25 protein-coding genes are annotated in these 25866 nt (G+C 72.2%); 9 read left to right on the top strand and 16 right to left on the bottom strand.

Annotated features, from left to right (window positions below):
• Nucleotides 1-45: 45 nt before the first annotated feature.
• A complete protein-coding gene (locus QWU11_RS40220) occupies nucleotides 46-864 on the bottom strand; it encodes an LLM class F420-dependent oxidoreductase (protein WP_290119820.1) in 819 nt (272 codons plus the stop codon).
• 15 nt (nucleotides 865-879) lie between these two features.
• Entirely contained in the window at nucleotides 880-1956 is a 1077-nt protein-coding gene (gene mnmA / locus QWU11_RS40215) for a tRNA 2-thiouridine(34) synthase MnmA (RefSeq protein ID WP_290119819.1), read from the bottom strand.
• A gap of 130 nt (nucleotides 1957-2086) precedes the next feature.
• On the opposite strand from mnmA, the gene QWU11_RS40210 reads away from it, so the two are divergent.
• A complete protein-coding gene (locus tag QWU11_RS40210; protein ID WP_290119818.1) occupies nucleotides 2087-3094 on the top strand; it encodes a DUF695 domain-containing protein in 1008 nt (335 codons plus the stop codon).
• Nucleotide 3095: 1 nt separating this feature from the next.
• On the opposite strand, the gene QWU11_RS40205 is transcribed toward QWU11_RS40210, so the two are convergent.
• Nucleotides 3096-4250 (bottom strand): cysteine desulfurase family protein, encoded by a 1155-nt coding sequence (locus QWU11_RS40205; RefSeq protein WP_290119817.1) that lies wholly within the window; start codon nucleotides 4248-4250, stop codon nucleotides 3096-3098.
• Nucleotides 4251-4421: 171 nt separating this feature from the next.
• Between QWU11_RS40205 and QWU11_RS40200 the strand changes: the two genes are divergently transcribed.
• Together QWU11_RS40200 and QWU11_RS40195 are read left to right on the top strand one after the other, a co-directional pair.
• Nucleotides 4422-4943: a TetR/AcrR family transcriptional regulator gene (locus tag QWU11_RS40200; RefSeq protein ID WP_290119816.1), complete on the top strand. Its 522-nt coding sequence runs from the start codon at nucleotides 4422-4424 to the stop codon at nucleotides 4941-4943.
• 84 nt (nucleotides 4944-5027) lie between these two features.
• Nucleotides 5028-6224, top strand: coding sequence for an MFS transporter (locus tag QWU11_RS40195; protein ID WP_290119815.1), 1197 nt, complete (start codon nucleotides 5028-5030; stop codon nucleotides 6222-6224).
• Between the two features lie 115 nt (nucleotides 6225-6339).
• Here QWU11_RS40195 and QWU11_RS40190 read toward each other — a convergent pair whose 3' ends face one another.
• The 6 genes from QWU11_RS40190 to QWU11_RS40165 form a co-directional block, all read right to left on the bottom strand.
• Complete coding sequence (locus QWU11_RS40190) at nucleotides 6340-7290, bottom strand: electron transfer flavoprotein subunit alpha/FixB family protein (protein ID WP_290119814.1); 951 nt, start codon at nucleotides 7288-7290, stop codon at nucleotides 6340-6342.
• 11 nt (nucleotides 7291-7301) lie between these two features.
• Nucleotides 7302-8081, bottom strand: coding sequence for an electron transfer flavoprotein subunit beta/FixA family protein (locus QWU11_RS40185; RefSeq protein ID WP_290119813.1), 780 nt, complete (start codon nucleotides 8079-8081; stop codon nucleotides 7302-7304).
• A gap of 213 nt (nucleotides 8082-8294) precedes the next feature.
• On the bottom strand, nucleotides 8295-8954 hold the full coding sequence (locus QWU11_RS40180) for a hypothetical protein (RefSeq protein ID WP_290119812.1): 660 nt from the start codon (nucleotides 8952-8954) through the stop codon (nucleotides 8295-8297).
• 58 nt (nucleotides 8955-9012) lie between these two features.
• Nucleotides 9013-10464, bottom strand: a complete 1452-nt coding sequence (locus QWU11_RS40175; RefSeq protein ID WP_290119811.1) for a serine/threonine-protein kinase — start codon at nucleotides 10462-10464, stop codon at nucleotides 9013-9015.
• A gap of 10 nt (nucleotides 10465-10474) precedes the next feature.
• Nucleotides 10475-12097: a serine/threonine-protein kinase gene (locus tag QWU11_RS40170; RefSeq protein WP_290119810.1), complete on the bottom strand. Its 1623-nt coding sequence runs from the start codon at nucleotides 12095-12097 to the stop codon at nucleotides 10475-10477.
• Between the two features lie 56 nt (nucleotides 12098-12153).
• On the bottom strand, nucleotides 12154-12954 hold the full coding sequence (locus QWU11_RS40165; RefSeq protein WP_290119809.1) for a serine/threonine-protein kinase: 801 nt from the start codon (nucleotides 12952-12954) through the stop codon (nucleotides 12154-12156).
• Between the two features lie 60 nt (nucleotides 12955-13014).
• Between QWU11_RS40165 and QWU11_RS40160 the strand changes: the two genes are divergently transcribed.
• Nucleotides 13015-14541 (top strand): DUF885 family protein, encoded by a 1527-nt coding sequence (locus QWU11_RS40160; RefSeq protein WP_290119808.1) that lies wholly within the window; start codon nucleotides 13015-13017, stop codon nucleotides 14539-14541.
• Here the strand turns inward: QWU11_RS40160 and QWU11_RS40155 are convergent.
• Nucleotides 14538-14957 carry a hypothetical protein gene (locus QWU11_RS40155; protein WP_290119807.1) on the bottom strand — a complete coding sequence of 140 codons (420 nt, stop codon included), beginning with the start codon at nucleotides 14955-14957 and terminating at the stop codon, nucleotides 14538-14540. The genes QWU11_RS40160 and QWU11_RS40155 overlap by 4 nt on opposite strands.
• A gap of 120 nt (nucleotides 14958-15077) precedes the next feature.
• On the opposite strand from QWU11_RS40155, the gene QWU11_RS40150 reads away from it, so the two are divergent.
• Nucleotides 15078-16523 carry a sulfatase gene (locus QWU11_RS40150; RefSeq protein ID WP_290119806.1) on the top strand — a complete coding sequence of 482 codons (1446 nt, stop codon included), beginning with the start codon at nucleotides 15078-15080 and terminating at the stop codon, nucleotides 16521-16523.
• Here QWU11_RS40150 and QWU11_RS40145 read toward each other — a convergent pair whose 3' ends face one another.
• From QWU11_RS40145 to QWU11_RS40120, 6 genes are all read right to left on the bottom strand, one after another.
• Nucleotides 16524-17834, bottom strand: coding sequence for a MinD/ParA family protein (locus tag QWU11_RS40145; protein WP_290119805.1), 1311 nt, complete (start codon nucleotides 17832-17834; stop codon nucleotides 16524-16526).
• Between the two features lie 840 nt (nucleotides 17835-18674).
• On the bottom strand, nucleotides 18675-19601 hold the full coding sequence (locus QWU11_RS40140) for a hypothetical protein (protein WP_290119804.1): 927 nt from the start codon (nucleotides 19599-19601) through the stop codon (nucleotides 18675-18677).
• A gap of 17 nt (nucleotides 19602-19618) precedes the next feature.
• On the bottom strand, nucleotides 19619-20134 hold the full coding sequence (locus tag QWU11_RS40135) for a hypothetical protein (protein ID WP_290119803.1): 516 nt from the start codon (nucleotides 20132-20134) through the stop codon (nucleotides 19619-19621).
• Nucleotides 20135-20172: 38 nt separating this feature from the next.
• Nucleotides 20173-22470, bottom strand: a complete 2298-nt coding sequence (locus tag QWU11_RS40130) for a hypothetical protein (protein WP_290119802.1) — start codon at nucleotides 22468-22470, stop codon at nucleotides 20173-20175.
• A gap of 32 nt (nucleotides 22471-22502) precedes the next feature.
• Nucleotides 22503-22835 (bottom strand): DUF6507 family protein, encoded by a 333-nt coding sequence (locus tag QWU11_RS40125; RefSeq protein WP_290119801.1) that lies wholly within the window; start codon nucleotides 22833-22835, stop codon nucleotides 22503-22505.
• Nucleotides 22832-23140: a hypothetical protein gene (locus QWU11_RS40120; protein WP_290119800.1), complete on the bottom strand. Its 309-nt coding sequence runs from the start codon at nucleotides 23138-23140 to the stop codon at nucleotides 22832-22834. The genes QWU11_RS40125 and QWU11_RS40120 overlap by 4 nt, the downstream gene beginning before the upstream one ends.
• A 245-nt stretch (nucleotides 23141-23385) precedes the next feature.
• On the opposite strand from QWU11_RS40120, the gene QWU11_RS40115 reads away from it, so the two are divergent.
• The 4 genes from QWU11_RS40115 to QWU11_RS40100 all read left to right on the top strand — a co-directional run.
• Nucleotides 23386-23727, top strand: a complete 342-nt coding sequence (locus tag QWU11_RS40115; RefSeq protein WP_290119799.1) for a hypothetical protein — start codon at nucleotides 23386-23388, stop codon at nucleotides 23725-23727.
• Nucleotides 23728-23741: 14 nt separating this feature from the next.
• Nucleotides 23742-24047, top strand: coding sequence for a pore-forming ESAT-6 family protein (locus QWU11_RS40110; RefSeq protein WP_290119798.1), 306 nt, complete (start codon nucleotides 23742-23744; stop codon nucleotides 24045-24047).
• A 33-nt stretch (nucleotides 24048-24080) separates the two neighbouring features.
• The gene (locus tag QWU11_RS40105) at nucleotides 24081-25055 is read left to right on the top strand and encodes a TNT domain-containing protein (protein WP_290119797.1); all 975 of its coding nucleotides are present in this window, start codon (nucleotides 24081-24083) and stop codon (nucleotides 25053-25055) included.
• Between the two features lie 41 nt (nucleotides 25056-25096).
• On the top strand, nucleotides 25097-25866 hold a 770-nt coding region (locus QWU11_RS40100; protein ID WP_290119796.1), incomplete at its 3' end, for an EsaB/YukD family protein.

Below are 25866 nucleotides of genomic sequence, written 5' to 3'. Positions count from 1 at the left end.
CCGAACGCGACCCACCTACAGAGCCGACGCGGCCGCGGAGGCCCCTCAGGTCGTGAGTTCGGCCATGGTGTCGAGGTGGGCCAGGGTCTGGTCGGCCGGTCCGGTCGGGAGGAAGAAGAGGATCTCGTCCACGCCCGCCAGCGTCAGCTGCTCCACCGCGTCCGGCTTGGCGCTCGCGCCGTACGCAACGACCGGTACGTGCCGCCCCGCGCGGGAGCGCAGGTCCGCGACGGCCTTGGCCAGCCGTCCCTGCCGGTCGCGGCCGGCCACGGGCATCCAGGCGTCGCCGTACTCCAGCACCCGGTCGAACGTCTTCTCTCCCCAGCCGCCCACGAGGACCGGCGGGCGGCGTACGGGCTTGGGCCAGCAGAAGATCGGGGCGAAGTCCACGAACTCCCCGTGGAACTCCGCCTGGTCGTGTTCCCAGATCTCCCGTACGGCCAGGACGTATTCGCGCATGCGCGCCATCCGCGTCGTCGGGTCCGTGCCGTGGTGGCGCATCTCCTCGCGGTTCCAGCCGGCGCCGACGCCGAAGACCGCGCGGCCGCCGGTGACCAGGTCGAGGGAGGCCAGCTCCTTGGCCAGGAGGATCGGGTCGCGCTGGTTGACCAGGGCGATGCCCGTGCCGACCTCCAGCCGGGAGGTGGCCGCGCCGGCGACGGCCAGCGTCACGAACGGGTCCAGGGTCCGGTAGTACTCGCGGGGCAGCTCGCCGCCGCCCGGGTACGGGGACTCCCGGCTCACCGGGATGTGCGTGTGCTCGGCGACGTACAGCGAGGTGAAGCCGCGCTCTTCGAGGGCGGGCCCGAGGGCGGCGGGCGAGATGCCCTCATCGGTCACGAACGTCGACACACCGAACTTCATGCTTCTCCCAACGGTTCACGCAAGAGACGGCGCGGCCACCGCGATCGTCGCCGAGCCCAGGACGGTCTCCCCCGCGTACAGCACCGCCGCCTGGCCCTTGGCCACGCCGCGCGCGGGCCGGGAGAGCCGCAGCCGCAGCTCGTCGCCGGCGACCTCGGCGGTGCAGTCGTGCACCTCGCCGTGGGCGCGGAGCTGCACCTGGCAGGCGAGCGGCTCCACGGGCGGCGGCGTCAGCCACACCGGGCGCGTCCCGACGATCTCGTGCACGTCGAGCGCCTCGCGCGGGCCGACCGTCACCGTGTTGGTCACCGGGGAGATGTCGAGGACGTAGCGCGGCCGGCCGTCCGGCGCGGGCCGGCCGAGCCGCAGGCCGTGCCGCTGGCCGATGGTGTAGGCGTACGCGCCCTCGTGCGAGCCGAGCACCTCGCCGGAGGTGTCCACGATCGGGCCCGTCTCCTCGCCGAGCCGGTCGGCGAGGAAACCGCGGGTGTCGCCGTCGGCGATGAAGCAGATGTCGTGGCTGTCCGGCTTGTCGGCGACCGCGAGCCCGCGCCGGTCCGCCTCCCGGCGTACGTCGGCCTTGGTCGTGTCGCCGAGCGGGAACATCGCGTGCGCGAGCTGCGAGCTCGTGCAGACCGCCAGGACGTAGGACTGGTCCTTGCCCAGGTCGACGCTGCGCCGCAGCACGCCGTCCGCGAGCCGTGCGTGGTGTCCGGTGCAGACCGCGTCGAAGCCGAGCGCGAGCGCCCGGTCCAGCAGCGCCTGGAACTTGATCTTCTCGTTGCAGCGCAGGCACGGGTTGGGCGTACGGCCCGCGGCGTACTCGCTGACGAAGTCCTGGACGACGTCGCGGTCGAACCGCTCGGCCATGTCCCAGACGTAGAACGGGATGCCGATCACGTCGGCGGCGCGCCGCGCGTCGCGGGCGTCCTCCAGCGTGCAGCACCCGCGAGCGCCGGTGCGGTAGGACTTGGGGTTGGCGGACAGCGCGAGATGGACGCCGGTCACCTCGTGACCGGCTTCGGCGGCACGTGCGGCGGCCACGGCGGAGTCCACCCCGCCCGACATGGCGGCGAGTACGCGAAGAGTCATGACCCCATCGAGGGTACGCGGTCGGGCACCCCTGTCCGCAAACGCCTTCATCGCAGACGTCGCCGAGCGCAAAGAAACCCCAATGCCCACGCGTCCACCGCGCCCCGGCGCGAATACGATTGGCGGCACTATGGGAATCTTCCGCCGCTCACCAGGCGCAGCAGCGTCGCACACGGAGGCCATCTCACGTTTCTGGGAATGGTGGCCGCAGGCACGGCGCCGCCTCGACCAGGCGACGCCGGCCGACATCGCCGATGAGATGTCCGCGCATGTCGAGGCCATCCACAAGGACCTCGAATGGGAGATCGGCCCGGGACCCGGCCTGACCCTGAGCGGCGGCGGTGTGGACGAGTTGCGCGGCATCGCCGAACGCTGGCTCCTCGGGGCGCCCAAGGACGACAACTGGCACTACCACGCCGCGCGGCCGGCCGATCCGGCGATGCTCAGCGGCAAGCTCCAGCTCGACGAGCACGAATTCGACCTGGAGTACGTACGGATGGGGCTGCGCGCCGACTCGGCGCGTGCGCGCGTCGACATCACCTCCTACCATCCGGACTTCCTGTTCGTCCCCGACGAGACCCGGCTCGCGCTCACACTCCGCGTGCTCGACTGGGCGCTCGGCGAGGACGACGTGGCGCGGTGGGTCGGCGAGGTCGCCACCGTCGCGGACGAGCCGATGGACGCGCTGCCGCCGGCCATGCTGCCGACCGTGGTCGAGCAGATCGCCGCGCCGTTCGGCGAGGCCGCCTGGCTGGTCGGCGAGGGCCGTACGCCGCTGAACCACACCGCACGCGTCGCGGTGCGCTTCCCGCTGCACCGGCAGGACTATCCGCTCTGCGAGCTGTACGTCTCGGTCACGCTGCCGTACGCGAACGCCAACCCCGACCGGCTGCCGGTCGAGCCGTCGGCCTCGAAGCTGCGGGAGTTCGAGGAGGCCGTCGAGGCGCTCGGCCCGCGCGCCGTACTCGCCGCGCACGAGACCGGTGACGGGCGCCGGGTGCTGCACATGTACGCCGACCCGGCGTCGGGCGCGGTGGCGCAGCTCGACCAGCTCGCGGCGTCGTGGTCGGAGGGCCGCGCCAAGGTCAGCGCGCAGCCCGATCCCGCCTGGTCCGCCCTCGCGCCCTACCGTCCGTGAGTCAGACCGCGCCCGCCCGGCGGGCGCGGTCGACCACCGGGGCGATGGCCTCGGCGGTGGCGTCGACGTCGGCCTCGGTCGAGGTGTGCCCGAAGGAGAACCTCAGGGAGCCGCGCGACCGCGCCAGGTCGGCGCCCATGGCCAGCAGCACGTGGCTGGGCTCGGCCACGCCGGCCGAGCAGGCCGAGCCGGTCGAGCACTCGATGCCGCGGGCGTCGAGCAGCATCAGCAGCGCGTCGCCCTCGCAGCCGGGGAAGGAGAAGTGCGCGTTGCCCGGCAGGCGGCCGATCGGGTCGCCGTTGAGGATGGCGTCCGGCACCTCCTCGCGGATCCGGGCGACGAGGTCGTCGCGGAGCCGCGCGAGGCGTACGGCCTCGGTCTCACGGCGGGCCATGGCCGTGCTGATGGCGGTGGCGAAGGCCGCGATCGCCGGGGTGTCCAGCGTGCCGGAGCGTACGTCGCGCTCCTGACCGCCGCCGTGCATCACGGGAACAGGGTCCAGGCCGCGGGCGAGCAGCAGCGCGCCGACGCCGACCGGTCCGCCGATCTTGTGCCCGGTGATGGTCATGGCGTCGGTGGTGAAGCGCACCGGAAGCTGGGCGGTGGCCTGGACGGCGTCGGTGTGGAACGGGATGCCGTGCTCGCGCGCGATCGCGGCGAGCTCCTCGACCGGCTGGACGGTGCCGACCTCGTTGTTCACCCACATGACGCTGACCAGGGCGACCGAGCCGGGGTCGCGTTCGATCGCGGCGCGCAGCGTCTCGGGCCGCACCCGGCCGTACTCGTCGACCGCGAGCGGCTCGACCGTGGCGCCCTCACGCTCGGCCAGCCAGTCGGCGGAGTCGAGCACGGCGTGATGCTCGATCGCGCTGATGAGGACGCGCGTACGCGTGGAGTCGGCGGCGCGCCGGGCCCAGTAGATGCCCTTGAGCGCGAGGTTGTCGGCCTCGGTGCCGCCGCTGGTGAAGACGATCTCGCTGGGCCGGGCGCCCATCGCCTCCGCGATGATCTCGCGTGACTCCTCGACGACACGCCGCGCCCGGCGGCCGGAAGCGTGCAACGACGATGGATTTCCGACTCGCGCGAACTCCGCGGTCATCGTCTCGATCGCCTCGGGCAGCATCGGCGTGGTCGCCGCATGATCCAGGTACACCATGGCGGCCTCAGCCTATCCGCGCCGCCTCCGCCCGGCGACGCCGTGGTCTGGCCGTGACAGGTCACCGCATCGGTCGTCGCAGGTCGCGCAACGTACGGGCGGATGGGAATGCATGAGCGGTCTGTCCGGTTTGACCGTATGTACCGTCCGGACGGTATAGTAAGGATCGCCATGAAGAGAGACGAACTCCTCGACGCCGCCGAGGCCCTGCTGTGCGAGCAGGGCACCCAGGCGCTCACCCTATCCGCGGTCGCCGACCGCGCCGGGGTGAGCAAGGGTGGGTTGCTCTACCACTTCCACACCAAGGAAGCCCTGGTCAGAGGTCTCGTCGAACGGCTCGTCCAGGAGTTCGACGCGTTGATCGCCTCCTACGACACCGGCGGCCCGGGGGCGTACACCCGTGCCTTCGTCGAGGCCAACCTCGCCGTGGTCATGGACCGCGACCAGTCACGCCTCCTGAGACGGTGGGCGACGGTCAGCGCGGCGGCCGCCGACCCGGGGCTGCTCGCCCTCGTACGCGAGGCGATGCATCGCTGGCATGACGTCGATCCGGGCGACGATCCGGATCCCGTGGCGGCGCGCGTGGCGCGGCTCGCCGCGGAAGGCCTCTGGGAGGTCGTCATGCACGACCCGGGCCTGTACGACGAGGCGCAGCTCGAAGAGCTGCGCGAACGGCTGCTCGACCTGCTCTAGCAGCGAAAGACGAACCCACGAGCCGGCACCCATCGGGTGCCGGTCGTTCCGTGCGCACGAACCAAGTATGAAAGAGGTGAAATCATGACGTCTCGCGTCCTCAGCCGGGCGCGCCTGGGCACCGTACTCACGTTCGCCCTGGCCGGCATGCTCTGCGGAATCTGGGTGTCACGCACCCCGGCGCTCGCCGCGAGGTTCGGGCTGAGCGACGGCTCCGTCGGCCTCGCGATCCTCGTCTGGGGGATCGGTGCCATCATCGCGATGCAGGGGCTACGGGGCGTCATCGCCCGGGCCGGCAGCGGCGCGGTCCTGCGGGTCGCGGCGCCGGCGACCGCCGTCAGCATGACCCTGGTCGCGCTCGCCCCGAGCTGGCCGCTGCTGCTCGGGGCCGTCGCGATGTTCGGCATGGCCTTCGGCCTGACCGACATCGGGATGAACGCTCAGGGCAGCGCCGTGGAACGTTCCCACGGCCGTCCCGTGATGAACGCCATGCACGCCGGATGGTGCGCGGGCGCCATCTCCGGCGGGCTGCTCGGCGCGCTCAGCGCCTCGGCCGGGCTGTCCTTCGGCCAGACGCTGTTCGCCGGCGGCGTGCTCGCCCTGCCCGCCTCCCTGACGGTCGGGCGCACGTACCTGCCCGACGCCGCCGCGCCCCAGGCCGCCGGGACACGCGGCCGGCTTCCGCTCGTCGTCTACATCGTGGGCGGGCTGGCGTTCGCCGCGTTCATGATGGAGGGCTCGATCGCCGACTGGAGCGGGCTGTACCTCAGCCGCGAGCTCGGCGCGGGCGAGGCGGTCGGCGCGCTCGGCTACCCCTTGTTCGAGGCCGCCATGCTGGTCGGCCGCCTCGGCGGCGACCGCCTGCGCACCCGGATCGGCACGCGGCGCCTGATGACGTACGCGGGCCTCGGCACGGCCGTCGCGGTCGCGGTGGTCGTCCTGGCGCCGACGGCCAAGGTGGCGCTGGCCGGGTTCGTCCTCACGGGCCTGGCGATCTGCACGGTGATCCCGACCACGATCTCGGTCGCGGGCACCGTGGTGCCGGGCCGGTCGGCGGGCGCGGTGGCCCAGGTCGGCGCGATGGGGTACGGCGGCCTGGTGCTCGGCCCGGTCGTGATCGGCTTCCTGGCGGACGTCTCCTCGCTCCGGGTCGGGCTGGGGGTGGCGGGCGTGCTCGGCCTGCTGATCGCGGCGGGCGCGCGCTACGTCCCGATGCGCCGCCTGGTCGCCATCGCCGGCGAACGCGAGCCCGAACGCGAGGCCGTGTCCCTCGCCGCCTGACGGCCACCGGAGCCCGCCCGTCCGCGGGTCGCGGACGCGGAGTGGCGGCCGCACGGCCACCGGAAAAGAGTCAGGACCCGGGCGGAGTCCGCCCGGGTCCTGGCCTCACGCGCGTCTACTTGCGCTTGGTGATCTCTTCGGTGAGTTGCGGGGCGACCTGGAACAGGTCGCCCACCACTCCGTAGTCGACCAGCTCGAAGATCGGCGCCTCGGAGTCCTTGTTGATGGCGACGATCGTCTTGGAGGTCTGCATTCCGGCGCGGTGCTGGATCGCGCCCGAGATGCCGACCGCGATGTAGAGCTGCGGCGACACCGTCTTGCCGGTCTGGCCGACCTGGAACGTGTGGGGGTACCAGCCGGCGTCGGTCGCGGCGCGGGAGGCGCCGACGGCCGCGCCGAGCGAGTCGGCCAGGTCTTCGATGATCTTGAAGTTGTCGGCGCCGCCGACGCCGCGTCCGCCGGAGACGACGATCGCGGCCTCGGTGAGTTCGGGCCGCTCGCCCTTCTCCTGGACGACCTTCTCCACGACCTTGGCGCCCTTGGCGGCATCGGACAGGGTCACCGACACCTGCTCCTCGGCCGGCGTGGACGGGGACGCCTCCGGCGCGGTGGAGTTGGGCCGTACGGCGACGATGGGGGTGCCCTTCGTCACCTTGGCGTGCGAGACGATCGCGCCGCCGAAGATCGAGTGCTCGCCGACGAAACCGTCCGCGAGGCCGACGACGTCCGTGAGGACGCCGGAATCGATCTTGACCGCGAGACGGCCCGCGACCTCCTTGCCCTCACCGGTCGCGGCCACCAGGACCGCGGCCGGCGAAGCGTCGGCCACGATCTTGGCCAGCAGCTCCGCCTTCGGCGCCACGACGTAGGAGGTCAGCTCCTCGTCGGCGGCGACGTACACCTTGGCGGCGCCGTACTCGGCCAGCTTGTCCTTGGCACCTTCGTACCCCGGCCCGATCCAGACCGCCGCCGCCTCGCCGTGCTTGCGCGCCAGCGTGAGCAGCTCGAAGGTGACCTTCTTGACCTCGGAGTCGACGTGGTCGACGAGAACGAGAATCTCCGCCATTTTCCCGCCTCTCAGACGAACTTCTTCGACGCGAGGAACTCGGCGGCCTTCGAGCCGCCGTCGCCCTCGTCCTTGACGATCTGGCCCTTCTCACGCGGCGGCGCGTCGGCGAAGTCGACGACCTCCGTTGAGGCTCCGGCGAGGCCGACCAGCGCGGCATCGATCTCCGCGTCGGCGACGGCGAGCTTCTCGACCGGCTTCTTCTTGGCCGCCATGATCCCCTTGAACGAGGGGTAGCGCGGCTCGTTGATCTTCTCGACCACGCTGATGACCGCCGGCAGGCTCGCCTCGACCCGGTCGAAGCCGTAGTCGGTCAGCCGCTGGGCCTTGAGCGAGGAACCGTCGATCTCGACCTTGTTGGCGAGCGTCACCTGGGGGACGCCGAGCCGCTCGGACAGCATCGCGGCGAGCACGCCCGTACGCGCGTCCGTCGACTCCGAGCCCAGGATGACCAGGTCGAACCCGATCTTCTTGAGCACCTGGGCGAGAGCGTACGAGGTCGACAGCCCGTCCGAGCCGTGCAGCGCCTCGTCGTTCACGTGGACGGCCTTGTCGGCGCCCATCGCGAGGGCCTTGCGGATCGAGTCGGCGGCCTTGTCCGGCCCCATGGTGAGGACGGTCACCTCGCCGCCGTGCGCCTCCTTGATCGTCAACGCCTCTTCGACGGCGTACTCGTCGAGCTCGTTGATGACACCGTCGGCGGCCTCGCGGTCGAGGGTCTTGTCGTCGGACTTCAGCTTCCTCTCGGACGCCGTGTCGGGCACCTGCTTCACGCAGACGACGATGTTCATTCCGGGTACGCCCTCCCTGCACACTCCATAACGCGCCTCTCTCCCTCCCGCCGCCGCCTGCGCCGAAAGAACAGGCGCGCCCGGTTGGGCCGGCGCGGGCATTGCGTTCGCACCATAAGCCTGCCAAAGACCCGAAACACATTCGGCCCCGGGTCCGCGGCAAGGACACGCTCGATGTTACCCGTGAGTAGCCTGGGCGCAAAACGCCTGGTCTCAGGAAACGCTCCGGCGGACGGAGTGCTGGAACTGCGACAGCTGCTGGGCGATGGAGTTCTTCAGCTCGTACACCGGGGAGAACCTCGGCTGCAAAACGATCGCGCCGGCCACCGCTCCGAGTGACAGAGCACACAGCAGCACGCCCGTGATCGCGAACCGGCGCGGCTCCGCGGCGAGGGCGGCGAAGATCCGCATGAGCTGACGCCGCGGCACCCGGATGCCGGGGGCGGCGAGCATGACGTACGCCGCCGCGCCCGCTCCCCACGCGGCGCCCACGAGCGGGGCGACCTCGACGCCGACCGCCGCGACCGACATCACCAGCATCGGCACGACCACGGCGAACACCGCCGCGTAAGGGAGGCTGACGAGGGTGCCGCCCGTCCCCCGCAGCAGGTCGAGGGGCACGGTCAGCGGGCCGGCCAGCAGGCGCAGCAGCCCACCGGCGTGGCGGCGCGCGTGCAGGTCGCCCGCGCGCAGGTAGGACGCCGTGGCGATCGCGAGCAGGAGCCCGAAGAAGGGCAGCACGACGGTGAAGCCGACCACGATCGCGACGACCAGGTAGGCGAAGAGCCGTGACCAGCCTTCGATCACGGCGTCGGCGGCCTGGTCGTCAGCGGGCCGCAGGAGGGGAGCCGCGTGTGTCTCGTCCGACGTCATCGCGAGGCAACATTACCGGCGCGAGCGCCCTTCCGTAGGCAGGCGCGGGCGCACGGAGTCAGGGCAGTCTCCCGGTGAGATCTCCGACGAGATCGGCGAGCCGGCCGAGCACCGGGTACGGGGAGGGAGCGGGCCAGAAGGACGGCGGTGAACTCCAGCCCGCGAACACCGCGCCCGCCGCGAGCCCGGCCACTGCCACCCCGGCGACCGCGGTCGCCCACCGGGTCCGCGCCACGCCCGACAGCAGCCGTACGAGCTGGCGGCGCGGGGCCATCACGCGGGGACCGGCCAGCAGCGTGTACGCGAAGGCGAACGCCGTCCACTTCGTGGTCGCGCCGGAGCCGATCGTGCCGCCGAGCCGCCCGCGCACGTGCAGCGCCGTGCCGACCATCGCCGCGATCAGCCCGGCGTAGGCCAGAGTCGGCAGGAGCACGGCGGCGGCGCGGAGCCGGTCGCCGGCCGGTGCCCGCGCCGGCGCCAGCGTCAGGTCGGCGGCGGTCTCGATCGGGACCCGGCGGCCGCGCAGCGCCGAGTCGCCCGCTCGTAGGTACCACCCGGCGACCACGACGCCCGCGACGGCGGCGACCGGCAGGACCGCGCTCGCGGCGGAGGCGGCCACGATCGTCCCGTAGGCGAACAGCTTGTACAGGAACAGCGGGGGACGCCGCTCCGGCACCACGACGGTCGCCGGGACCACGACCGTCTCGGGGACGCGGAGGTCGAGGTCGCGCAGCCGGGCCGCCAGCTCCGCCGCGGACGGCCGGCGCCGCGGGTCGCGGTCGAGCGCCGCGCGCACCAGTGGCTCCAGCCGCGCCGGCACGCCGTCGAGATCCGGGCGGCCGGCCGCGACGCGGGCCAGCACCGCCTCCAGCGAACCGCTGCCGTACGGCGACCGGCCGCTCGCCGCGAACGTCACCGTCGCGGCCCAGCCGTAGACGTCCACCGGCGGCCCCGGCATCGCGCCCTCGATGATCTCCGGTCCCATGTAGCCGGGCGTCCCGACGACCTGCCCGAGGCGCGTCAGCCGCGTGGCGTCCACGGCGTGCGCGATGCCGAAGTCGATCACGACCGGGGAGCCGTCGACGAGCATCACGTTGTTCGGCTTGAGGTCGCGGTGGACCACACCCGCGCCGTGGATCGCGACGAGCGCGTCGGCCAGCCCGGCCGCCACACGACGCAGCGGCTCGCCGGACAGCGGGCCGCCCGCCCGTACGACGTCGTCCAGCGCACGGCCCCGGATGAACCGCGTGACGACGTAGGGCCGTTCGCCCGCCACGTCGGCGTCCAGGACCTGGGCGACGTACGGGCTGCGCACGCGGCGCATCGTGTCCACCTCGCGCGCCAGCCGCCGGCGGAAGTCGGCGTGGCCGGTCAGCTCCGGCTTGAGCAGCTTGACGGCGACCTCGCGGTCGTCGCCGCCGAGCGCGCGGCGGACCACGCCCATGCCACCCTCGCCGACGAACTCCAGGAGGCGGTACGGCCCGGCGCGCTCCGCCTCGCGGTCGGGCATCGGAGCGTGCTCAGTTCCCGAACAGCTTGCGTAGCTGGTGCCGCAGGTGCGGCAGGTCGTGTTTGAACACCGGGAAGTCGAACGGCCGCAGCTCCGGCGTCTGGCTCAGGGAGAAGGAGACGAGGAAGAAGACGAGCAGGCCGACGACGCCCACGACGATCCAGGCGCGCTCGCGCCGGGGCGCGACCGCACCCCAGATCCGGGAGAGCTGGCGGCGGGACGGCTCGCTGCCCGGTCCGACGCAGGTCGTGATGATGAACGCCGCGGCGCTGAACGACAGGGCGCGGGCGATCGTCATCTCGGACTTGGCGGCCAGGGCGATGACGAGGACCACCACGCCGGCCAGGATGGCGATCGGGCTGATCAGCGCCATCGTGAGGCCTCCGCGGACCACCGAGAACGGCGACCGGACGATCACCCCGGCGACGTCGGAGGGTTTGGGCCCCCGGCGTGTGCGCTTGGAGGTGAGGCTCTGATGGGCGCGGTCCGCGACCCGGAGGATCAGCATGACGACCACGACGACGACCACGGCGATCGAGGGCAGCACCATGGCCAGCCCGACCGCGCCGGCGAGGAGCATGAAGCTGAGGAGCCGGTAGAGGCCGTACGGCTTGGGGCCCTCCGGCTTGGGCGGCTCGGGCGGACGCTCGCGCGGCGGCGCGGGCTGCGGCCGCTGTGCGTAGGGCTGCTGCCGGCCGTACGCCGGCGGGGGCGCCACAGGCGGCAGCTGGCCGCGGAAGTCACGCGGGTTGGCCGGCGGCGGCGGCGCGATGACCGCGGTGAGCGGTTTGGTGCGCGGCGCCGACGGCGAGTCGACCATCGTCCGCTCGACGTCGAGCCGCGAGGTCAGGCCGACGAGCGCCTGCGCGGTCGGGCGCTCGGCCGGGTTGCGCGCCATCGCGGCGCGTACGAGCGGCAGCAGCGCGGGCGGCACGCCGTCGAGGTCGGGCTTGCCTTCCATGATCTTGTAGAAGATCGACTCGAAGGTGCCGGAGCCGAACGGCGCGCGGCCGGTGGCGGCGTAGGCGATCGTGCTGGCCCAGGAGTGCACGTCGGCCGGGGCCGCGGCGTCCTCGCCCTCGATGATCTCCGGCGCGAGATAGCCCGGGGTGCCGATGACCAGGCCGGTCGCGGTGAGCCGCGTGGCGTCGACGCCCTGGGCGATGCCGAAGTCGATGACGACCGGCTCGCCGTTGTCCAGGAACATCACGTTGCCGGGCTTGAGGTCCCGGTGGATGATCCCGGCGTCGTGGATGGCCGACAGGGCGGCGGCCAGGCCGGTGGCCAGCCGCTGCAACTGGTGGACCTTCAGCGGGCCGCGGTCGCGTACGGTCTGCTCGAGCGTGCGCCCGGGGACGTACTGCGTGACGACGTACGGCGGCTCGGCGGTGACGTCCGCGTCGACGATCTCCGCGACGTGCGGGCTGCGCACCCGCCGCATCGAGTCGACCTCGCGCGCCAGCCGCCGCAGCGCCGTCTGGTCGGAGGCGACGCCCGGCCGCAGCACTTTGACGGCCACCTGGCGCCCCTGAGGGTCCGTCGCCAGGTGCACGACGCCCATACCGCCTTCCCCGATCTTCTCGAGCAAGCGGTAACGGCCGATGTTCTGCCCGGACGTGTCTACCCCCTTCATAGTTCCGCCACGATACCTGTGCATGTGGGGTCCGACGGGTGTCAATCAGGACAAGGTCATGAGGCCCGTCTCGCCTCGCCCAGCGTAAGCCGGGCGGCGAGCCAGGCCGCCGACGGCCGTGCCGCCGGGTCGCGCCGCAGGCCGAGGCGTACGAGCGACAGCACCGGTTCGGGGACTCCGTCCAGGTCGGCGTCGCCGCGGAGCACGCGGAAACACACGCCGTGCAGCGACCCCGCGCCGAACGGCGGGCGGCCCGTCGCGGCGAAGGCGACCGTGGCCGCCCAGGAGAAGACGTCGGCGGCCTCGCTGGACCGCCCGCCGTCGATGAGTTCCGGCGCGACATAGCCCGGAGTTCCGGTCAGCACACCCGCCTGGGTGTGCTGTTCGGCGGTCGAATCCTGCGCGATGCCGAAGTCGATGATCTTGGGAGCGCCCGACAGGACCATGACGTTGCCCGGCTTGAGGTCGCGGTGCAGCAGACCCGCTCCGTGGATCGCCGCGAGGCCCTGCGCGAGCCGCCCCGCGAACACGGTCAGCGACTCGCCCCGCATCGGGCCGAACCGGGGCACGAGGTCGCCCAGCGGCGCGCCGCCGACGAACTCGGTGACGATGAACGGCTGCTCCCCCGACAGGCACGCGTCGTAGGCCTCGGCGACGTACGGGCTGCGCACCCGGGCCATCGCCTGCGCCTCGCGGGCCAGCCGGCGGCGGATGGTCGGGTCGGCGGCCAGCTCACGGCGCGGTTCCTTGACCGCGACCACGCGTCCGAACAGGTCCACCGCGCGGTGCACGACGGACGTGGCGCCCTCCCCGACCGGCTCCAGCAGGTCGTAGGAGCCGAGTGATCGAACCCCCATCACGTTCATGACCGTTTCGACGCGGGAGGGGCGGCGAGGGTTCCGAGTAATGTCCGGGACATGGATGATCTGCCATCGCGGCTGCGCGCGGTCTGCGACCTTCTCATGCCCTGGGTGCGCGAGGGCGCCGGCCGGCACGAGTACGACGGACGGATCCCCGACTACTCGGTCACCGGCGTACGCGACGCTCTCGCCCGCGTCGGCGACGGCCCGCCGCTGGACGACCCGTACGACGAGGCGCATCTGCGCGTCTTCGAGTCCTTCGTACGGGTGGCCTACGGCGAGCTGGAGGCGCATCGGCGCAACCCGATCGAGCATCTGGGCGCGCTCGACCTGGCCGGCTACGACCGGGAGTACGCCCCGCCCGCCGAGCGAGCGGCGGTACGGGAACGGCACCTGGCGGCCTGGCCGGAGGCGGCCGACGCCGCCGTCCGCACGCTCGATCTGGTACCGGCGCCGGTCGCCCGCGCGCTGCTCGGCACCGTACGCGGACTGGCCGCGGGCATCCCCTCCGGCTCCGGCGAGGCGGGCGACCGGGCGCTGGCGGCGCACGCCCGGCTCGCGGCGCACGTCGAGGACCTCGCCGAGCACGGCGACCCGGACGCGGCGCTCGGCGCGCCCGCGCTGGCCCGGCTGATGAGCGCCGCGGAGGGCCTCGACGTCGACCTCGGCGTCCTGGCCACCGAGGCCGACCGCGAGCGCGACCGGCTCATGGCGCTCCTGGCGGAGTCGTGCGCGCGGCTGGACGCCACGAAACCGCCGCTGGAGCTGTGCCGCGAGCTCGTACGGGACCATCCCGACACCGACGGCGTGATGGACGCCTCCCGCCTGTGGACCGAACGCGCGCTCGCCTTCACCCGAGAGCACGACCTGGTGCCCTACCACGACGGCGAGTGCCTGGTCGGGCCGGCGCCGGAGTCGCGGCGGTGGGGCATGGCCATGATGTCGTGGGCGGCACCGGGCGAGCCGGACGCGCCGTCCTGGTACCACGTCTCCCCGCCGGACCCGTCCTGGCCGGCGGAGGACGTCGAGGACTGGCTACAGGTCTTCAGCGCGACGACGCTGCCGGGCATCACGGTGCACGAGGTCGCGCCGGGCCACTTCTCCCACGGCCGCGCCCTGCGCCACGCGCCGACCGCCGTACGCCGGACGCTGTTCTCCGACGCGTTCGTCGAGGGGTGGGCGCACTACGCCGAGGAGCTCTGCGTCGAGGAGGGCTTCATGGCCGACGACCCGAGGTTCGAGATCGGGGTGTGGCTGGAGTCGCTGGTCCGCGTGACGCGGCTCGCGTGCGCGATCGGCGTGCACAGCGGCGAGATGACGGTCGAGGACGGCGCGCGGCGCTTCGCCGCCGACACCCACCTGGCGGGGTCCGCGGCCCGCGCGGAGGCCGGGCGCGCGGTGTTCGACCCGACATACGGCCGCTACACCCACGGCAAACTGGAGATCCTGCGCCTGCGCGAACGCGCCCGCCGCGAGTGGGGCGCGGGCTACTCCGTCCAGCGCTTCCACCGCGCGATGTTCGAGCTCGGCTCCCCGCCCCTCGGCCTCCTGCCCACCGCCCTCGGCCACCCGACCACGATCTAGAGACGGCGTAGCAGGAGCCCGGCCGTCAGGAGGGCGGCGCCGCCGAGCAGGGCCGGGAGCAGGGCGAGGGCGGTCCTGGCCGCCGAGCCGCCCGGCGGGCCGGTGAACAGCAGCACGGTGAGGACGACCGTCCCGGCGCAGAAGACGGTGCCGAGCAGCGTGGCGAGCCGCGACGCGAGCGCCGTCGCGGTCGGGCCGCCTCGCCACACCCGCCAGAGCATCAGGGCGACCACCGCGGTCCAGAACGTGATTCCCGCCACTCCGGCGGCGCCGGCGCGAGTGTCGTGGGCGGTCTCCCACGCCGCCAGGCCCGCGGAGGAGATCCAGAAGGCCGCCAGGAGCACGACCGCGATCAGGAGCGGCAGCGGCCGGCTTCGCACCCTGCGTACGCGGGCTTCCGGCTCCGGAGGGAACATGGCCGACGAGCGTACCCGCACCTTCCGTACCTCACATCGTGATGCCAGCGCGGTCCCATCGTCCTCCAAGACTTGTCCGCGACGCTGACGGCCTGTCATGTCACCGATGAAAGGCATGAGATGAAGCGGTTCGCAGCACTGACCATCGCGGCCTCGCTGGCGCTCGCCTCGTGCCAGGCGGACGCCGCCGAGCGGACCTCCCAGCCGACGGCGGCGCACGCGCAGGAGCGGCCGAACATCGTCTTCGTCCTCACCGACGACCTCGCCGCGAACCTCGTGAACTACATGCCGGCGCTCCAGGGCATGCGACGGCGGGGCACGACGTTCGGCGACTACTTCGTGACCGACTCGCTGTGCTGCCCGTCGCGGTCGACGACGTTCACCGGGGAGTTCCCGCACAACACCGGCGTCTTCACCAACGGCGGCTCCGACGGCGGATACGCGGCGTTCAACGCCAACGGGAACCAGGGGCACACCTTCGCCACCGCCCTGCAGGCGGCCGGCTACCGGACCGGGATGATGGGCAAGTACCTCAACGGGTACCAGCCGCAGGACCCGGTGCCGCCCGGCTGGAGCGAGTGGGACGTCGCCGGCAACGGCTATCCCGAGTTCGACTACTCCCTCAACGAGAACGGCAGCGTCGTCACGTACGGCCACCAGCCGGATGACTACCTGACCGACGTCCTGAACCGCAAGGGGCAGAGCTTCATCGGCCAGTCCGTCAAGGCGGGAAAGCCGTTCATGCTGGAGCTCGCGACGTTCGCGCCGCACGGCCCGTTCACGCCGGCCCCACGGGACGCGAACAAGTTCCCCGGTCTGAAGGCGCCGCGCGGTCCCGCCTTCAACGAGGCCGACATGTCCGACAAGCCGGCGTGGATCAAGGACCATCCCCGGCTCACCGCTGAGCAGATCAACAAGATCGACACGTCGTTCCGCAAACGCGCGCAGGCCGTACAGGCGGTCGACAAGATGCTCGGCGACATCCAGGCGGCGCTGAAGGCCAACGGCGTGGCCCGCGACACGTACGTCGTGTTCGGCTCCGACAACGGCTTCCACATGGGCGAACACCGGCTCATGCCGGGGAAGATGACCGCGTACGACACCGACGTCAACGTGCCGCTCGTCGTCACCGGCCCGGGCGTGGCCGCCGGTCACCAGGCGACCCAGCTCGCGCAGAACACCGACCTGTGCCCGACCTTCGAGTCACTCGGCGGCGTGCCCGTCCCCGACACGGTGGACGGCCGTTCCCTCAAGCCGTACTTCACAGCCGGCGCGAAGCCCTCGCGCGACGCGGTCCTCATCGAGCACCACGGCCCCGACCACCAGGCGGGCGACCCGGACCTGCCGACGAAGGCGAGCGGCAACCCGCCGAGCTATGCGGCCGTACGGACCGGTCACGAGCTCTACGTGGAGTACGCGGACGGCGAGCGGGAGTACTACGACGTCGCGAAGGACCCTTACGAGCTCCACAACGCGATCTCCGGCGTCCCGGCCGCGCGGCTCAGCCGGCTGACGGCGACGCTGCACCGCCTGGAGAAGTGCGAGGGTGAGGAGTGCCGGGTCTGATCAGCGGTTCGCCCTGGTCAGCGCGTCGGCGGCGAGCGTGAGCGCGGCCGTGCGCGTGGACTCGGCGAGAAGCGAGGGGACGAGCACGCCCCCGGAGGCGAGATGGCGGTCATAGGGCAGGTACGCGACGCCGACGCCGTTGTGGTGCAGGAGCCCGGCCGCCTGGCTGAGATCGGGCCGCGCGTGCGGCGCGTGCGTGGCGAACACCGTCACCGTACGCGGCAGCAGCTCTCCGAACCCCTTCTTCCGCATCCAGTCCAGCGCACGGCCGACGCCGACCGCCCCGTCGGAGGTGGCGGGCGCGACGTGCACGCACGCGTGGGCGCTCGCCAGGATCGCCTCCGGCAGTTCGCCGACCATGCCGACGCCGCAGTCGACCACCACGACGGTGAAGAACCGGGTCAGGGCGGAGGTCGCGGACGCGTAGGTCGCCAGGTCGAGCGGCTGCTCGGCCATCTCGCCGCGGACGCCGGGCAGCACCCACAGCCCGCCGTCGGTACGGGCGAGATGCGGCGCGACCTCCTCGAATGAGTTCGGCCGCCGCCCGGCGAGGTCCCGCAGCGAGGGGGCCCCGGTCATGCCGAACCGCATCGGCAGGGAACCGAGCCCGGGGTCGGCGTCGATGAGCAGCACCCGGTCCGGGCGATGGCGGGCCAGAGCGGAGGCCATGAGCGCGGCGACGGTCGTCTTCCCGGCGCCTCCGCGGACGCTGCTGACGACGATCCGGCGGATGGTGGTGATCGGCTGCCGCAGCCCGGCCGCCACCGCCGCCCAGTCGTGCACGTCCTGAGCCGCCGACGCCCCGACCGCCCGCCGGACCCCGCGCCCGACCCTTCGCAGCAGCGGGTCCCCGTGCACGCTCCTGTGACCGGGCTCGGGGGGTGGGGCGGGCCGTCCGTGGAGGGGGTCGAGCGCCTGGCCGGGGAAGGACGGGCCGGCCCACTGGACGTCCCGGTACGGCGGCGGCCCCTGGGAGTCCCGGCGGGTCTCCTCCGCCGGATCCTGGGTCTCGTCGGCGGAAGGCCAGGCCGCGGGGTCCAGTGGGAGGTCCTCGGCGGTCGGCGGAGTGGGGGGCTGAGGCTGAGACTGGGGCTGGGGCGGCGGCGGGAAGGTCCCGTCCGGCTCCACGGCACCCGCCTCCGGCGGCCGGTCCGGCATGGTCGGCACGGCCCCGGCGGGAAACGGCACGTCGCCCTGTCGCTCCCGGTGGTCCGGCGGCCCCGGACGGGCTTCGGCCTGCCGCTCCAGACGGTTCCACGGCCCCGGAAGGCCCTCGGCCTGCTGCCCCAGACGATCCGACGGCCCCGGCACGGCTTCCGCCTGGCGATTCGGGACGTCTGCGGGTCCCGGGACGGCCTCGGTCGGTCCGCCGAGCCCTGTGGACGCCGCCGATTCTCCCGGCGGCGGCTCCTGGGGGTCGGCCGGTCCCCCGTGGTCCGCGTCGTAGGCGAGGTACGGGGCCGGGGCCGGTTCGTAGGCCGGTCCCGGGACCGGCGGTCCCGTCCATCCCGAGGTCTCCCCCACCGGGATCGGATCGGGAAACCCCGCCGACGCGGCCTCCGCGGCCGGACCCGGAACCGGAGCGGAGAAGTCCGCCGGCCCGGTCGACTCCGCATCCGACGAGGACAAGTCCGCCGGGCCCGGGGCCGGGGTGGGAGCAGAAGCCGGGGCCGGACCGGGGCCGGCTACGGAAGGCTGCGAACTCTCCGGTGACAACCCCGCACCCCGGCCGGACGGCGGAGCGGAAGAATCCTCCGCACCCGGAGCCGGGCCGGGATGCGAAGCTGACGCGGAGGCGGAGGCCGGCGAACCCGCCGACAGCGATCCCGTGCCTTCGGCCGGCTCTGGGGCCGAGGGTGGGAGGTCTCCGGGTGCCGTGGGGTCGGCCGGCGGGAGCGGGAAGGTGGTCAGGCCGGGCTCGACGTCGAGTTCGTCGAGTACCGCCGTCTGCCAGTCGCCGGCCGCGGGCCAGGTCGCGTCGCTCACGTCGGTCACCTCACCTGCCCTCGCAGGCCGGGCGGAACCGTAACTCGCGCAGGTGGCTCCGGGCCGGCGGGCGGAGTCGGTGCGCGTTCAACGGGGTCCCTTCCGCCGCGTGACTGTGATGGTAAGCGGCCGTGCCGACGGGCACCATGCCCGTACGCGTCATGCTCACGGCGCCTTCGGGGTCCACCACCCGTAGTGGGACGGCATGCCCTTCGGTACGGCGCCGGGCGGGATCGGGTCGGTGTCCTCGGCCGCCTCCCTGAGCGCCTCGTCGATCTCATCGATCTCGTCCATGTCCACCAGGTCGAAGGCCGCACCGCCGAGGAAGCCCTCGAACAGCGCCTCCAGCGCCGAGCGGTACAGGCAGGCCCCGAACCACCCGTTCGCCCGTACGGCGAGCGCGTACGACTCGGCGTCCGCCACGTACGCCGCCAGCTCCCCACTGCGCGCGGCGACCGCCTCGGCGATCCGTACACGCTGCTCCCGCGCGGCGGCCGGATCGAAACCGGCCACCGTGGCGCCCAGGACCATCGCCATGACGCGGTCGAACGGCATGCCGGAACCCGCGTCGCTCTCCGCCTGGTCCAGATATTCGCCGCCCGAACCACCGAAGTCCCAGACCGGCCGGTCGCTCGACTCCGGCCACCCGAACGACTCCAGCCACGCCCGGCCGTCGTCGGCGTCGATCTCGACCACCGTCTCCAGCAGCACCGTCGTACGGGCGACCTCGGCCGCCCCGCGCCGGAACACCAGCCGCCCAGGCGAAGTGACGGTCGCCCCGCCGTGCGCGACGGTCGCCGAGGCCGCCGCGTGGTACGGGCCGATCGGCGAACCGCTCCCCCGCTCGGCCACCGGCAGCTCGCGCAGGCGCCGCAGCGAGAGCGTCGCCGCCTCGACGGACGACCGGAACGCCAGCCGGTCCGCGCTCGCCCGCAGTGTCGTCACCGCGTCCGTGTCCGGTTCGACCCGCACGCCCGTACGGCCCATCGCGGTGATCTCCGCCAGATCGGCCGCCAGCCGGTCCCGTATGAGGCCTGGATCGGCCAGCAGCCGCTCCGCGGCGATCCGCTCCGGCTCGGGCCCGTCACTCATCGCCTCGCGCTCCCCCGTCAGTCATCGAGCTCCCCGCCGTACAGGCGGTGCAGCCGTTCCTCTTCGCTCATGTCGGTCCGTTTCGGCGCCCGCCACCACCAGTGCGACTCCGGTATCCACGAGGGCACGTCCAGGATCGGCGGAGCCTCTTCGGCCGCGTCGGCCAGCTCTTCGTCGATCTCCTCCAGGATCGCCAGGGTCGATTCGTCGAACAGGTCGCCGGCGAAGTCCTCCCGCAGGATCTGCAGTCCCGAGCGGCCCCGCACGGCAGGCTCATACCCGTCGAAGCGGCCCTTCTGCGCCTTCACCAGCACACTCCCGAGAAACCACCCGAACTGACCTGGGTTCTCTCCGCTCCCCAGCAACTCGACCAACCGCTCGCGGAAGCGCGCCAGTTCGCCGGCGTCCGGCCCCTCACCGCGGGCGATCAGCCCCCGCAGCGTCAGCAGGCCCTCAATCGCGTCGCGGACGAGAAGGTTCCCGTTCGGCGGGCCCGGGGCGGCCTTCTCCAGCCCGGACACGATCCCCCGCATGACCCTCTCCGCCGACGGGCCGTCACTGGACCCCATCGTCACTTCGCCTTCGCGTTGCCGAACGTGGTCATAATCAGTTTCCCATCCGGCCTGGCGATGACGATGGCTTCCAGCTGCTTGGGGTTTCCGTTCGCGTCCACCACGTCGCGGCGGAAGATGAGGCGCTCGCCGCCGCCCTCCAGCGGCTCTCGCTTCCAGACCTCGCCGTCGTGGATGGTCCGCTCGGCGCTGTCGAAGTAGTCGCGGGTCGGGTTGCCGGTGATCTCGTCCGGAGGAATCTCGTCAAGGTGCTTGCGCACGTGGTACGCGGCCGAGGTGTCCGAACCCATGTCGATGTCGCCGGCCTTGCCGCGCACCGCCGCTTCGAGGTCCGGCCCGGGCAGGTCCGGGTCGACCGACGCCGGATGGGGGCGTTCGGCGTGGACGGCGTCGATGTCGGCCTTGAGGTCGGCCTTCAGGTCCAGGTCGCCCAGCCGCTCGGCGGCCTCCTGCGCGATGCTCTTGTTGCCGAGCTTGAGCCCGCCCCTGACCTCCTTGGTGACCTGGGCCTGCAGCTCGTCGAAGCGCGCCTTGAAGTACTCGTACCGGTGCGCGAACGTCTCGGGGTTCGTGGTGTGCCCGTCGTCCAGGGCGAACTCCACGGCCTTGGGATGCAGCAGTCCCTTGACCTTCTTCCCGAAACCCTGCTGCAGCGCCGAGGCGAGCCGCTGCCACTGGCGGCTGTCACGGGGCAGGTCGCCTCGTAGCCGGTCGATCTGGTCGTCCGTGAGGCCCCCGTCCCGCAGGCCGTCCTCGAGCTTGTCCGCCTTGGCGAGCTTCTTGGCCTCATCGGGGTCGGGCGTGCCGGGATCATGGTCCTTGCCCGGATCCGCCGGGTCGTGTTGCCCACCCGGATCGTGCTGACCACCGGGATCGTGCTGGCCACCGGGATCGTGCTGGCCACCGAGGTCGTGCTGCCCGCCCGGATCAGCGGGACCGTCGTGGTCGCCCGGCTGGCCGGGGCCGTCGTGCTCCCCGCCCCCATGGTCCCCGCCGCCGTGGTCGCCGGTTCCGCCCGCGCCCGGGTCGTCGGTGCCGCCCACGTGTGCCGGGTCGCGGTCGGGCAGGTCGTTGTCCGGTACGTCCTGATCCGGAAGGTCACCGGCCGGGTCGTGGAGATTCTCGGCGTCGTCGACCGTCCGCTCGATGCCGCGCAGGTCATCGATCTTGAGCTTGATGTTGTCCAGCGACGCCTTGAGGTCCGCGACGCTCGGCATCTTGAAGGCGCTCTTGAAGCCGGCGAGGAACTCACGGCCGAGGAAGCCGGCCTTGGACACCGCGCCGGCTCCTTCGACCGCCTCGAGCGTACGGCCGGCCCGGCCCACGCGGACCAGGCCCTTGACGATGCCGGCGCCGACGAAGCAGGAGCCGATGTTGAGCACGCTCTGGGTGATGACGTAACCCGCGCCGTTGCCGCCGTCCCACTCGCGGTAGGGCACGAACCCGTTCACGAGGTTCAGCCAGTTGTCGCCGACGTTGTCCCAGCCCTGCCAGCCCCACCCGTCGGGGCCGTAGAAGCCGACCAGGCCGACGATGCCCCCGGCGAGCGCCTCCCAGTTCTCCCCCAGGCCGTCCCAGCCCTGCCAGCCCCAGCCGTCCGCGCCGTAGAAGCCGACCAGCGATGACACGTCCTGGGCGATGCCGACGCCGAAGTCCTTGACGCCGTTCCAGACGTCCTCGTACCAAGGGGCGTCGTACTGCTGCGGCTTGGCCCACGGCGTCTCGATGTCCTTGATCGGCTCGGACAGGCCGTAGGCCTTTTCCCCCAGCTTGATCAGCTGATGGTCCTTCGTCGGGTCGGTGCCGATGAAGTGCGTTCCGCCGAAGAGCCCAGTGATCTTGTTGGCGCAGTCGCGTTCGGCCGCCTGATAGGCGACGAGCTTGGCGAGGATGTCGTTGTTGAGGTTGTTGTGCTCGTTGACCTTGTCCTCGTCCTCGCGCCAGTCGTCGTCCCCGTCGATCTTCTTACGGAACGCCTCGGCCTTCGTCTTCAGACCCTTGAGGTCGGCGACGAGCTTTTTGGCCGTCTCCGCGAAAGTGATCAAAGCGTCGCCCGCGGTCTGCGTCGGCACCTTGATGCTGTCGCCGGCCGTCGCCACCGGTTTGGTCTTGGCGAAGAGTAAGTCCGCCTCCGGCGAATGGTAGAACTGCTTCAGCCCCTGCCAGTCGGTGTCGATGTCGTGACCGGTCTGCGCGATGTGCACGCCATCGGTCTTGATGGCCTTCCCCGCCGTGTCCACCTGCTCCGGATCGACGTCCGGAATCGGGATCGCGTTCGGATCGATTACGTCACTCACGATCTACCCCCAAGGCCCCGTACGAGAAAGACCTACTGCGCCTGGACCGCTTTTCTCTGCGCCTCGGCGGCCATTTCAAGATCACCCTGGATGTAGGCCTTGGTCGCGTCGACCGCGCCCTTGACGCAGCTGCCCGTCTTGGTCGCCATCCCCTTGAGGGTCGGCGTGTAGTGCTCGACGAACTCCTTCAGCGCGGTGTTGATCGGCGAGCTCGCCGTCCCCGTGCCGGCGTTCTGGAGATGGACGCCGAAGTCCGCGAAATGGTGCTCGAGAGTGTCGCCGCCGCCGTGCCCGTCGGTGACGTGGCCGCCGACCTTGGTCACGACGCTCTTGACCCCGGGAGGGTCGATTCTCCATCCGCTCATGAGAGTCCTCGTCTGGTCGGCCGGCCGCCGAACCGGGCCGCGCGGAAGCTCGCCGGCGGGCGCGCCGCGGTCGTCGGCCCGGCCCTGGCCACGGCGGACAGGGCGGCGAGATCGGCCGCCTCCGCCACGCAGTCGTCGATCCGCCGCGCCTCCGCCTGGACGCCGGAGACCAGCCGGGCCGCCCCGATCACGAGATCCTGAAAAGGGTCGGCCGATGCCTGGTTTTCGGTCATTGAATTGTCGGACCCAGGATTATCGCCGTACAGCGTTCCCCGCTGGTACTGCTCGACGATCTCGAACTTCATGACCTGGCCTAACGTCGATCCGCGTCGCTTCCTGGAGCTATTTGGATGTGCCGGAACCAGCAATGGTTCCGGCGGAGTCGAGGAAGATGAGCTTATTCTATGACACACACTGTCAGACCAACGGAGAAATATACCGGCGCGGATCTCAATGCGGGGAACCGAACCGGCCTGTCGCACATCTGTGTTCCAAAGAGGTGCCGACACGAATTCGATCATGAAAGACGACTCAGTGGGCAGGTGAGGACATGTCAGGGCGATGGGACCACGGGCAGCACACGCTGGTCACCCTGGCGCGGGGGACCCAAGGATCGACGCAGGAGCTGGGCACTCTCGTGAAGCAGTTGATCCAGGCGGCGGAGCCTCTCGCGGGCAAGTTCGACGGCGCAGGCAAGGCGGCCTTCGACAATTTCAAGGCGCACGCCGACCAAATTACGGCGGACCTCAATGCCGGGCTCGGGTCGGTCAATACGGGCCAGTTCGGCATGGAGAAGGCCTTCTCCACGGGCGACCAGACGATGGCCGACGACGCCCAGTCACGGATGAGCTCGGCCAACTTCGACGCCGCCAAGTTCCGTACCGGCGCCTGAGCGAGGGGACCGAAATGAGCGGAAATGGACGGCGCAGCTACGACACGGGGGCCTCGCAGGAGGCGCAGACCAACATCCACGTCATCATCGGCCGCCTCGAGACCCTGATCGGCCAGCACGACACCGACGTCTCGACCGCGATGTCCGACTTCGAGGCCACCGGGGTCTCGGACCGGTACAGCGCCAAGGAGCTCAAGTGGCACAACGCCGCGAATGAGGTCCGGGAGATCATCCGGCTGGTCAAGGGCACGCTCGAGGCCAACGACGGCACCGCGCAGACCACGCTCGGCAAGGCGAGCGCGGCGGTCGAGGCGATCTGACACCGGCGGCACGCGCAGGCCGGGGGGACGCGAGTGGCCCGAGACTACGACACGCAGCTTCTGGAGTCGGTGGCGGTACGCCGCCGCCGGCTCCGCGACGCCCTGCTGTTCGGACGGCAGCGCGCTCGCCGCACGCTCGACGAGAGCATCAACAAGATCCTCATCGGGCTGTGCGTCGCTGCGGTCGTGTGCGCGGGCTGCGTCGGCTGGTCGCTCGTCAAGACCCAGTTGCTGAAGCAGAAGAAGCAGCAGCAGGCCCAGGCGCAGCCCGCGACCTCCCCGACCACCTCCGCGCCCGAGGGCGCCGAGGTGTCGATCCCGGCCGCCTGGGTGGGCGCGCAGGTCACGCTCCCCATGCTCCGCGAGGCCCTCGGCCAGGCGGATGTGCCGGCCTCGCTCTACGTCCTGCCCGGGCAGCCGGCGCGCGCGTCGAGCTACTACCTGCTGGCCAAGACCGAGACCGGCTTCACGGGCGGGACCGTCGAGGGCCGGCAGGGCCGCATCGGCGGTGAGTTCGGCACCGAGGACGAGGCGTGCCGGTGGCTGTACGCCGAACTCGTCATCCGGGAGACGCCGCCGGCCCGGCTCACCGCGGCGCAGGAACAGCAGGCCACGGCGCTGACCGCCGCGCTCGTCCAGGACGCCAAGAACAAGATCGCGCAGAGCGGCGGCGCGCCCGTCGCCTATCCCCTGGACCCCGGCCGTCTCGTGGACGCCTTCGGCCAGGAGAGCGGGGCGACGCTGTCCCCGGACGGCACCCCGTTCGGCGAGCGCGGACAGCCCAGGTCCGTACGGGCGACCGTGAACCCCAAGACGCCGAAGAACTACCACCGCTACCGGGTGGTCAGGTCGTTCCGGGCGAACGCCTCGCTCGTGTCGCCGGGCGGCGGGGTCCGCCTCACGCTCGGCGCGAGCCTGTTCGCCGACCCGCCCGCGCTGCCGACCGTCCGCTGGCTGCTACGCAACGGCTACCTCGGACGCGTCGCCGTGACGACCGTCCCCAGATGACCCGTCCCCAACAGGACGGAAGAACGACGAAAGGCGGGCCAGTGGCTTCGTGGAGCCGGGTCACGATCATCGGTGACCAGCGGCGGGTGGACGCGGTGCTGCCCGCCCAGGAACCGATCGGCGCGCTCATGCCCGACGTGCTCCAGCTCGTCGGCGACCGGGTGGAGCGGCCGCCACGCCTGCGCCACCTGGTCACCGCGACCGGTGAGGTGCTCGACGGCAGCGCCACCCTCGCCGGCCGGCGCATCCCCGACGGGTCGGTGCTCCGGCTCATCCGGGCGGACGAGCCGCTGCCGGCGCCCGTGGTGCACGAGGTCCCCGAGGTGGTGGCCGACGCCCTCGACGGGTACGCCTGGCGCTGGGGACCGCATGCCCGGCGCTGGACCGCCACGTTCAGCGTCGTCGCGCTCGGCCTGGCCGCCGGTCTGCTCGTGCGGCACCGGCTCCCCGGAGCGGACGGCCTGGCGGTCGTGGCGGCGGCCGCGTTCCTGCTGCTCGTCACCGGCATGGCGCTCGGCGTGACCTGGCGGGAGCCGCTCGGGACGGCGCTCACGCTCGGCGGCGGTGCCCTGAGCGGCCTGGCCCTGTGGTCGGCGACGGACGTCTACGCCTGGGGCCACTGGATTCGCTGGGGCGGTCTGGCCGTCGTGGCCGGCCTGGTGCTCGTCGCGCTCGGGCTGACCTCGCCGCTGCGTCGCGGCGGCACCATCGGCGGCGGCGTCGCCCTGGTCCTCGCCGCGGCCGGCGCGGCCGGCGCCGGGCTCGACCTCGGCGGCGCGCGCGTCGCCGCCGTGCTCGCGGTCGCCTCGGT

Source organism: Actinomadura sp. DC4 (genome assembly GCF_030406325.1).
Taxonomy (GTDB): domain Bacteria; phylum Actinomycetota; class Actinomycetes; order Streptosporangiales; family Streptosporangiaceae; genus Actinoallomurus.
The sequence above is the reverse complement of the archived record's forward strand: the minus strand, read 5'-3'. Positions and strand labels throughout refer to the sequence as shown.

Bases quoted from the DNA above. Each gene is read 5' to 3' on its own strand.
- QWU11_RS40110 (WP_290119798.1), top strand. From the start codon at position 23,742: ATGAGCGGAAATGGACGGCGCAGCTACGACACGGGGGCCTCGCAGGAG.
- QWU11_RS40200 (WP_290119816.1), top strand. From the start codon at position 4,422: ATGAAGAGAGACGAACTCCTCGACGCCGCCGAGGCCCTGCTGTGCGAG.
- QWU11_RS40210 (WP_290119818.1), top strand. From the start codon at position 2,087: ATGGGAATCTTCCGCCGCTCACCAGGCGCAGCAGCGTCGCACACGGAG.
- QWU11_RS40155 (WP_290119807.1), bottom strand. From the start codon at position 14,957: ATGTTCCCTCCGGAGCCGGAAGCCCGCGTACGCAGGGTGCGAAGCCGG.
- mnmA (WP_290119819.1), bottom strand. From the start codon at position 1,956: ATGACTCTTCGCGTACTCGCCGCCATGTCGGGCGGGGTGGACTCCGCC.
- QWU11_RS40220 (WP_290119820.1), bottom strand. From the start codon at position 864: ATGAAGTTCGGTGTGTCGACGTTCGTGACCGATGAGGGCATCTCGCCC.
- QWU11_RS40175 (WP_290119811.1), bottom strand. From the start codon at position 10,464: ATGCCCGACCGCGAGGCGGAGCGCGCCGGGCCGTACCGCCTCCTGGAG.
- QWU11_RS40205 (WP_290119817.1), bottom strand. From the start codon at position 4,250: ATGGTGTACCTGGATCATGCGGCGACCACGCCGATGCTGCCCGAGGCG.
- QWU11_RS40185 (WP_290119813.1), bottom strand. From the start codon at position 8,081: ATGAACATCGTCGTCTGCGTGAAGCAGGTGCCCGACACGGCGTCCGAG.
- QWU11_RS40140 (WP_290119804.1), bottom strand. From the start codon at position 19,601: ATGAGTGACGGGCCCGAGCCGGAGCGGATCGCCGCGGAGCGGCTGCTG.
- QWU11_RS40115 (WP_290119799.1), top strand. From the start codon at position 23,386: ATGTCAGGGCGATGGGACCACGGGCAGCACACGCTGGTCACCCTGGCG.
- QWU11_RS40190 (WP_290119814.1), bottom strand. From the start codon at position 7,290: ATGGCGGAGATTCTCGTTCTCGTCGACCACGTCGACTCCGAGGTCAAG.
- QWU11_RS40135 (WP_290119803.1), bottom strand. From the start codon at position 20,134: ATGCGGGGGATCGTGTCCGGGCTGGAGAAGGCCGCCCCGGGCCCGCCG.
- QWU11_RS40165 (WP_290119809.1), bottom strand. From the start codon at position 12,954: ATGGGGGTTCGATCACTCGGCTCCTACGACCTGCTGGAGCCGGTCGGG.
- QWU11_RS40150 (WP_290119806.1), top strand. From the start codon at position 15,078: ATGAAGCGGTTCGCAGCACTGACCATCGCGGCCTCGCTGGCGCTCGCC.
- QWU11_RS40170 (WP_290119810.1), bottom strand. From the start codon at position 12,097: ATGAAGGGGGTAGACACGTCCGGGCAGAACATCGGCCGTTACCGCTTG.
- QWU11_RS40125 (WP_290119801.1), bottom strand. From the start codon at position 22,835: ATGAGCGGATGGAGAATCGACCCTCCCGGGGTCAAGAGCGTCGTGACC.
- QWU11_RS40160 (WP_290119808.1), top strand. From the start codon at position 13,015: ATGGATGATCTGCCATCGCGGCTGCGCGCGGTCTGCGACCTTCTCATG.
- QWU11_RS40180 (WP_290119812.1), bottom strand. From the start codon at position 8,954: ATGACGTCGGACGAGACACACGCGGCTCCCCTCCTGCGGCCCGCTGAC.
- QWU11_RS40195 (WP_290119815.1), top strand. From the start codon at position 5,028: ATGACGTCTCGCGTCCTCAGCCGGGCGCGCCTGGGCACCGTACTCACG.
- QWU11_RS40120 (WP_290119800.1), bottom strand. From the start codon at position 23,140: ATGAAGTTCGAGATCGTCGAGCAGTACCAGCGGGGAACGCTGTACGGC.